This window comes from Archangium sp., from assembly GCF_036389735.1.
Taxonomy (GTDB): Bacteria; Myxococcota; Myxococcia; order Myxococcales; family Myxococcaceae; genus Archangium.
Genome location: NZ_DASVWK010000212.1, coordinates 1 through 6,581, shown reverse-complemented (window position 1 = coordinate 6,581; position 6,581 = coordinate 1). Strand labels below are relative to the sequence as shown.

Here is a 6,581-nt window from a genome sequence, read left to right as displayed (position 1 = left end):
CCCGCCATGCTCGTCTCCGTCGTCATTCCCGTCTACAACGAGATCTCCACCCTCGCCGAAATCCTCCGCCGCGTGACTGCGGTGGACTTCCCCAAGGAGCTCGTCATCGTGGACGACTGCTCCCGCGACGGAAGCCGCGAGCTGCTCCAGCGTCTTGCCTCCGAGGGGCTGTCCGCCGTCGGCGGCACTCCGAAGAACCGCAACGAGCTGCGCGTCCTCTTCCAGGAGAAGAACCAGGGGAAGGGCGCCGCCCTGCGCCGCGGCTTCTCGGAGTCCACCGGGGACATCGTCATCGTCCAGGACGCGGACCTCGAATACGACCCGCGCGACATCCCCCGCGTCATCCAGCCAATCATCGACGGCGACGCGGACGTGGTCTTCGGCAGCCGCTTCACCGGCACGCCCCGGCGCGTCCTCTACTTCTGGCACTCGGTCCTCAACAACCTGTTGACCATGCTGTCCAACATGACCAGCAACCTCAACCTCACCGACATGGAGACCTGCTACAAGGCCTTCCGCGCCGAGGTCATCCGCTCGGTGACGGTCGAGGAGGACCGCTTCGGCTTCGAGCCGGAGATCACCGCCAAGGTGGCCCGCGGCGGCTGGCGCGTCTTCGAGGTGCCCATCAGCTACCACGGGCGCACCTACGAGGAGGGCAAGAAGATTGGCTGGAAGGACGGAGTCCGGGCGCTGTACGTCATCGGCAAGTACGCCCTGAAGCGCTGACGTTCCGCCCCGCCGTGTCCGGCGTCCGACACCCTCGGGCGCCCGAAGCCCGACACCCGACGCCTGCTCGCCCTCCTGGCGTCTTCGCCGCATCGTCCCGCCGGGCATGGGTGCCCTTTGTTCGGCGGCACCCTAGGTTTCCGGGGTGCTACCGCGATTTCTCCTCTATGGATGTGCTGGCTGGGTGATGGAGGTCTGCTTCACCGGCATGAGCGCCGCCATCATGCAGCGGGACTCGCATGGGACGGCGAAGACCTACCTGTGGATGCATCCCATCTACGGGGCCACCGCGCTGGGGATGGAGTTCCTCCATGATCGGCTGCGCTTCCTGCCCCGGCCCGTGCGCGCGCTCGCCTACACCGCTGTCATCTTCGGCGCCGAGTTCACCACGGGATGGCTGCTGCGCAAGGCGCTCGGCCGCTGCCCCTGGGATTACGAGAAGCGGGGCTGGAGCGTGAAGGGCCTCATCCGCCTGGACTACGCCCCCTTCTGGTACGCCGCCAGCTTCCTCTTCGAGCCCGTGCGCGAGGCCTTCCTGCGCGTCACCAGCGAGGCCCTGCGCCAGACGCCCGAGTACCGGCACGCCATGGACACCGGCTCGGTGGCCGAGCCCCTCCACCTCAGTGCCGTCTCCACCGAACAGGAGGCCGGCGAGGCGGCCGACACCTTCCTGCTCGCCGAGGAGACCGAGGCCCATCCCGTCCACTGAGCGTCCAGCCAGACATGGAGCTGTGGGGAAAACCCCTCACTCCGGACCTTCTCTCCAAGGGAGGAAGGGCGTGTTGGGGGAAAGGAAGGTGGGCCCCTCGGGCCGGACGCTCTCCGGCCGGGCCCTGCACTTGACAGTCGGCTTTTCTTCCTGCTGCGGGTCCTGCGTAGTACCTTGCCGCGCGTTCCCTGCTGGTGCATGGAAATGACGCCGCACTCCCGAAAGTTTCCGCCCCCGTATGTTCGACTGGCTCCACACTCTCTTCTCGCGTGACCTCGCCATCGACCTGGGCACGGCCAACACGCTCATCTACATCCGCGGACAGGGCATCGTCTCCAACGAGCCCTCCGTGGTGGCCGTTCAACAGGACGCGCGCGGCGGCAAGAAGGTGCTCGCCGTGGGCAAGGAGGCCAAGGAGATGCTCGGCCGCACGCCGGGCAACATCGTGGCCATCCGTCCCATGAAGGACGGAGTCATCGCCGACTTCGAAATCACCGCGGCGATGCTGCGCTACTTCATCCAGACGGCGCACAACCGCAAGACGCTGGTCAATCCGCGCATCGTCATCGGCATCCCCTCGGGCATCACCGAGGTGGAGCGCCGCGCGGTGCGCGAGGCCGCCGCCAACGCCGGTGCCCGTGAGGTCTACCTCATCGAGCAGCCCATGGCGGCCGCCATCGGCGCCGGTCTGCCCGTCACGGAGCCCAGCGGCAACATGATTGTCGACATCGGCGGCGGTACGTCCGACGTCGCGGTCATCAGCCTCGCCGGCATCGTGTTCGCCAAGAGCGTGCGCATCGGCGGCGACAAGCTGGACGAGGCGATCATCCAGTACGTCAAGCGCAAGTACAACCTGCTCATCGGCGAGCGCACGGCCGAGCTCATCAAGATGGGCATCGGCACCGCGTACCCCACCGAGGAGGTCATGACCATGGAGATCAAGGGTCGCGACCTGGTGGCCGGCGTGCCGCGCACGCTCACGGTGAGCAGCGATGAGGTGCGCGACGCGCTCGCCGAGCCGATCAACGGCATCGTCGAGGCGGTGAAGCTCACGCTCGAGCGCACGCCGCCGGAGCTGGCCGGTGACATCGCCGACCGCGGTATCGTGCTGGCCGGCGGTGGCGCGCTGCTGAAGAACCTGGACACCCTGCTGCGTGAGGAGACGGGCCTGCCCGTGTTCCTCGCCGAGGACCCGCTGTCCGCCGTCGTGATGGGCGCGGGCAAGGCGCTGGAGTCGCTCGACATCCTGCGCCAGGTCTGCCAGCCGGGCTGAGCCGGAGTCCCCTCTCTTCTCCACCCTCCCCTCTCCCTTCGGGAGAGGGACGCCCGCCGTGCATCCAGCCAGGCGAGCACCCGCCGTGGACCAGTCCGCGGACAACCCTCCCTCGGAGGAGCGCTCGGCGCCAGTGTGGCTGCCTGGAGTGCGCCGAGCGGTCGATCCGGAGTGCGTTCCACCTCTGGGCCTTGGGCTCCGTCATGACTACATCCCCCGTGCATCATCCGAGACCTCGACAGGAAGGCGGAGGGGGCCTACTCGCCCACTCCACCGACGAGGCTCACGGGGGCCGTCCGCTCCCTCCGGGGGGCAAGCGGAAGCAGCGACTCCCCTGGCGAAGGGCGTGTTCTTCGCCACGAGGCACAGGACACTTATCGCAGGACATCGACACAGCGAGGGCTGGCCATGATTGAGGAACGGCGATGATCGACCCGAAGGACATCCACGAAGGCATGACGGTGAGGGACCAGGAAGGCCGGAAGCTCGGCACGGTGGCGAACGTGGGGGATACCCACTTCGAGCTGGGACAGGGGTGGCCCGCTCGGCGCGACTACATGGTGCGCTACCACGGGGTGGCGCGCATCCAGGGGCGGGACGTCTACCTCGCGCTGGAGCACCCTCCCGTGCCGCCCGAGGACGACACCCCTCTCAACGGTTGAAGCGGGCTCACCGCGACTCCAGTGACGGGAACCACACCCGGTGTGGGTGTGACAGGTAGGCCAGGGCGCGATACACGGACGCCCTCCCCTTCCCCTCAAGGAGTGAGCGGGTTTGAACCCCCATCACCATTCCTCCCGCCCGAACCGCTCCATCGCGGCCGGGCTCGTGCTGTCGGCCCTCGGCGCCCTTCTCGGGTCCACCGAGGCCCATGCCTTCAACCACGCTGGTAACGCGCGGCTGCTCGCCTCCGACGAGGCCGCCGTCATCAAGCGCCCCGTGCTCGGCCTGCAGCGCTCGGCGGTGCCGCTGGGGCTCGGCTTCGCGCTGGACACCTCCGTCCTGGCGGACCTGGCGCTCGCGCCCAACCTGGGCGTGCGTTGGGGCCTGGAGGCGGGGCCCCACCGCTTCGTCGTCGGCGCGCGCTACACGAAGTTCCTGGGCAGCCAGCTGGTCTCCAACTTCGTCACCTCCCGGGAGCCGGCGGTGAAGGAGTTCGAGATCGACTTCCAGGGGCCCAGCGGCTACGCGCTCTACGGCCTTCAGCTCGGCCGGGTGCTGGTGCAGGCCGAGGTGCGCCACTGGCGCTACCAGACCGTGTCCACCACGGCGACGGCCGCCCTGGTCCTCAACTTCGCGGGCAACTGGTCCGTGGTGGGTGAGCTCGGCGCCCGGCTCAAGGAGGGCTTCCCCCTGCGCGGGGCGGCCGGCATCCGCTACGCCGGGGAGAACTTCGGCTTCTCCCTCGGAGCCGCCTACGTGGACCTGACCGAGCCCCTGCTTCCCGTCAACGAGGGACGCATCCCCTTCCTCCCCGCCTTCGACCTGTCCTGGACCTTCCGATGAGACGCGCCCTCCTCGCCCTGCTCTGCCCCCTCCTGCTCGCCGCGTGCTCCGCCGAAGTCGCCCTGGACACGCCGCCCCAGTCGGTCACCATCCCCGTCACCTCGGTCATCAGGCCCGTCTACGTCGAGGTGGCCGTCGACATGCCCGAGGAGACGCAGGATGTCGACGTCACCGTGAAGCAGATCACCGCCGACCTCACGGTGTTCAATCCCTCGAAGGCGTTCATCCTGAGGTCCTCCGCGCGCCTGTCCCTCACGGGCAACGCCACGCCGGAGCAGCCCCTTGTCTACAGCGAAAACAACCCGCCCCCGTACTACGCCACCGCCGAGGAGCTGCTGCCCCAGCGCGACTTCCAGCCCAACACGCGCACGCCGGTGAACGTCAACTCGCCCACGCTCGTCAAGGCCATCGGCAAGCCGCGCATCTGGGTCATCGTCGCCAACACGGTGACGCAGACGACCGCCATCGGCGACCCGCTGCCGCTGGAGCTCCGGCTGGAGGACATCGTCCTGCACGCGCTCATCGCCAAGCCCTTCGATGGGTTGGAGGGCGCGCTGGGACCCAGCGGGCTCTGAGTCGGTGAAGAAGTGAAAGCCGGGCCCGAGACCCGCCCGGACCCGGCTCCACGGAGACAACGGGAGTGATTTCTAGCGCACAGGTCTGACACGCCCGGGGCGGCTCGGGGCCGGGGTGGGTCGGAGCGCGAGCGAGCGGTACACCTTCGACTCGGAGAAGGTGGGGATGTCGGTGGGGCGCTGGCCCCACCAGTTCATCACCAGGGTGACGCGAAGCCGCGAGGTGCCCGGCAGCTTCCCGGTGGGAATCTGGTTGTTCGCGTCCAGCACGCCGTGGGTGAGGTCCCCGCGGAAGAAGGCGAAGCGGTTGGGCTTGGGCCTCGCGAGGTCGAAGTCGCCCGTGTTCGGAGCGAGGGAGGGGTTGTCCTCGCAGGGCAGGGCCTTCGTCACCGCGAGCGCCCCACCCCGGACGCTGTTCATGAACAGCAGCGAGGTGAAGCGCGGATGCACGAGCGGGCCACCGCGCAGCGCGAGCTTCTCGTCGCGGTCCTGGTGGAAGTCCACCTGGACGTCGGTGGTGCGCATCCGGGAGAACCACCACTCGACGCCGACGAGGCCCCGGCGCAGCGGCACGCGCGGACGCAGCGCGAGGATGACCTGCTCCACGACGTTGGTGGGCTCGCCGAGGTCGAACCAGAAGGTCGTCTGGTACGTCTGTCGCAGGCGCTCGGTGCCCAGCGCGCGGACCTTGCGCCACAGTCGGGCGAAGTCCGCGTCGGGCAGGGCGTGGTCGTGGATGTGGACGAGGGGAGCGCGAGGCGGCATGGCGGGGCGCGACTCTAGCGCCCTCTACGCCCGGCGGGTCAGGTGGATGGCGACCACGACGGCGCCCTCGTCACTCCGCAGCGCCTGGGGCTCGGACTCTTCCAGCCAGAGCGTCTCGTTCGCGGACAGGGACGCTCCCGTGACTGATGCCCGCCCCTCCAGGACATGGAGCAGCACGGTCCAGCCTTCCGCGACCCCAAGGGCCTCGCCCGGGGCCAGGTGCAGCACCGCGAGCGAGGCCTCGGCCACGGCCCGGTCCACCATGAGGTTGAAATCCCGCACCGGACCGCCGAGCAGCCGGCACCGCACCTCCGCCTCGCCCGGAAACGCGAGCGGTCGCAGGGCCTGGTCGAGCACCACTTCCGGCGTGGCCCCGAAGGACAGCGCCACACCCTTCCCCTCCAGAATCATCAAGGTCCGGTCGACCCCTGGAAACACGGAGAAGGGCCCGGACGCCGCGACCGAGGCGATCGACAGGCGAGCCAGGAAGCGGGCCGGATCGGACGGATGCGGCAGCTTCAGCAGCTCGCGGGTGACCCCGCCCCCGTTCTTCCAGGGCATGTCGCGGTAGTCGGCGGATCCGAGTCGTCTCATCAGCGGTAGCCTTCGGAACGGTATCCTACCGTGGGCTTGGGAGTGGACAATGCGCACTGACTCGCCACGGGCCCTATGGATGTGGCTGCTGCTCACCATGGCCCTGCTGTCCACCGGCTGTGTGTCGGTGACGCTACCTCCCAACAGGGGAATGAACCTGCGCTACACGCAGCACGAGGCCGCCGCGCCCTCATTGGCCGACGTGGCGGGCACCGCTGGAGGCGCAGTCCCCCATAACGCCGCGGAGCCCGCGCAGCGGAGCGCCACAGGGGCCCGACAGGCGCTCCTCGGTGCCGTTCTCGACGTGTCGGGCTCTACTCGCCGCATCTCCAGCGAACTTTCCAGCCTCAAGGCCAGCAGGGCCGGCATCGCCGGTCGATACACCAACCTGTTCGGCCCTTTCGTGGACCATGGCCTCCAGCAACTGCGATGG

8 protein-coding genes and 1 pseudogene are annotated in these 6,581 nt (G+C 68.9%); 7 read left to right on the top strand and 2 right to left on the bottom strand.

Annotated elements, in window-relative coordinates; genetic code table 11:
* The first annotated feature begins 6 nt into the window (after positions 1 to 6).
* From VF794_RS07930 to VF794_RS07905, 6 genes are all read left to right on the top strand, one after another.
* Positions 7 to 726 (top strand): glycosyltransferase family 2 protein, encoded by a 720-nt coding sequence (locus tag VF794_RS07930; protein ID WP_331108574.1) that lies wholly within the window; start codon positions 7 to 9, stop codon positions 724 to 726.
* 187 nt (positions 727 to 913) lie between these two features.
* A complete protein-coding gene (locus VF794_RS07925; RefSeq protein WP_414640886.1) occupies positions 914 to 1,435 on the top strand; it encodes a putative ABC transporter permease in 522 nt (173 codons plus the stop codon).
* Positions 1,436 to 1,673: 238 nt separating this feature from the next.
* Entirely contained in the window at positions 1,674 to 2,708 is a 1,035-nt protein-coding gene (locus tag VF794_RS07920; protein ID WP_309888220.1) for a rod shape-determining protein, read from the top strand.
* Between the two features lie 425 nt (positions 2,709 to 3,133).
* Positions 3,134 to 3,370 carry a DUF2171 domain-containing protein gene (locus VF794_RS07915; RefSeq protein WP_331108572.1) on the top strand — a complete coding sequence of 79 codons (237 nt, stop codon included), beginning with the start codon at positions 3,134 to 3,136 and terminating at the stop codon, positions 3,368 to 3,370.
* 112 nt (positions 3,371 to 3,482) lie between these two features.
* Positions 3,483 to 4,214: a hypothetical protein gene (locus VF794_RS07910; protein WP_331108571.1), complete on the top strand. Its 732-nt coding sequence runs from the start codon at positions 3,483 to 3,485 to the stop codon at positions 4,212 to 4,214.
* Positions 4,211 to 4,789, top strand: coding sequence for a hypothetical protein (locus VF794_RS07905; protein WP_331108570.1), 579 nt, complete (start codon positions 4,211 to 4,213; stop codon positions 4,787 to 4,789). The genes VF794_RS07910 and VF794_RS07905 overlap by 4 nt, the downstream gene beginning before the upstream one ends.
* 72 nt (positions 4,790 to 4,861) lie before the next feature.
* Here VF794_RS07905 and VF794_RS07900 read toward each other — a convergent pair whose 3' ends face one another.
* Both VF794_RS07900 and VF794_RS07895 read right to left on the bottom strand, forming a co-directional pair.
* Positions 4,862 to 5,554 carry a hypothetical protein gene (locus VF794_RS07900; protein ID WP_331108569.1) on the bottom strand — a complete coding sequence of 231 codons (693 nt, stop codon included), beginning with the start codon at positions 5,552 to 5,554 and terminating at the stop codon, positions 4,862 to 4,864.
* Positions 5,555 to 5,578: 24 nt separating this feature from the next.
* Positions 5,579 to 6,148, bottom strand: a complete 570-nt coding sequence (locus tag VF794_RS07895; protein ID WP_331108568.1) for a HutD family protein — start codon at positions 6,146 to 6,148, stop codon at positions 5,579 to 5,581.
* Between the two features lie 49 nt (positions 6,149 to 6,197).
* Between VF794_RS07895 and VF794_RS07890 the strand changes: the two are divergent.
* Positions 6,198 to 6,581 (top strand): annotated as a pseudogene (locus VF794_RS07890) (DUF2380 domain-containing protein); the annotation flags it as partial.

Bases quoted from the DNA above. Each gene is read 5' to 3' on its own strand.
- VF794_RS07930 (WP_331108574.1), top strand. From the start codon at position 7: ATGCTCGTCTCCGTCGTCATTCCCGTCTACAACGAGATCTCCACCCTC.
- VF794_RS07925 (WP_414640886.1), top strand. From the start codon at position 914: ATGGAGGTCTGCTTCACCGGCATGAGCGCCGCCATCATGCAGCGGGAC.
- VF794_RS07920 (WP_309888220.1), top strand. From the start codon at position 1,674: ATGTTCGACTGGCTCCACACTCTCTTCTCGCGTGACCTCGCCATCGAC.
- VF794_RS07915 (WP_331108572.1), top strand. From the start codon at position 3,134: ATGATCGACCCGAAGGACATCCACGAAGGCATGACGGTGAGGGACCAG.
- VF794_RS07905 (WP_331108570.1), top strand. From the start codon at position 4,211: ATGAGACGCGCCCTCCTCGCCCTGCTCTGCCCCCTCCTGCTCGCCGCG.
- VF794_RS07900 (WP_331108569.1), bottom strand. From the start codon at position 5,554: ATGCCGCCTCGCGCTCCCCTCGTCCACATCCACGACCACGCCCTGCCC.
- VF794_RS07895 (WP_331108568.1), bottom strand. From the start codon at position 6,148: ATGAGACGACTCGGATCCGCCGACTACCGCGACATGCCCTGGAAGAAC.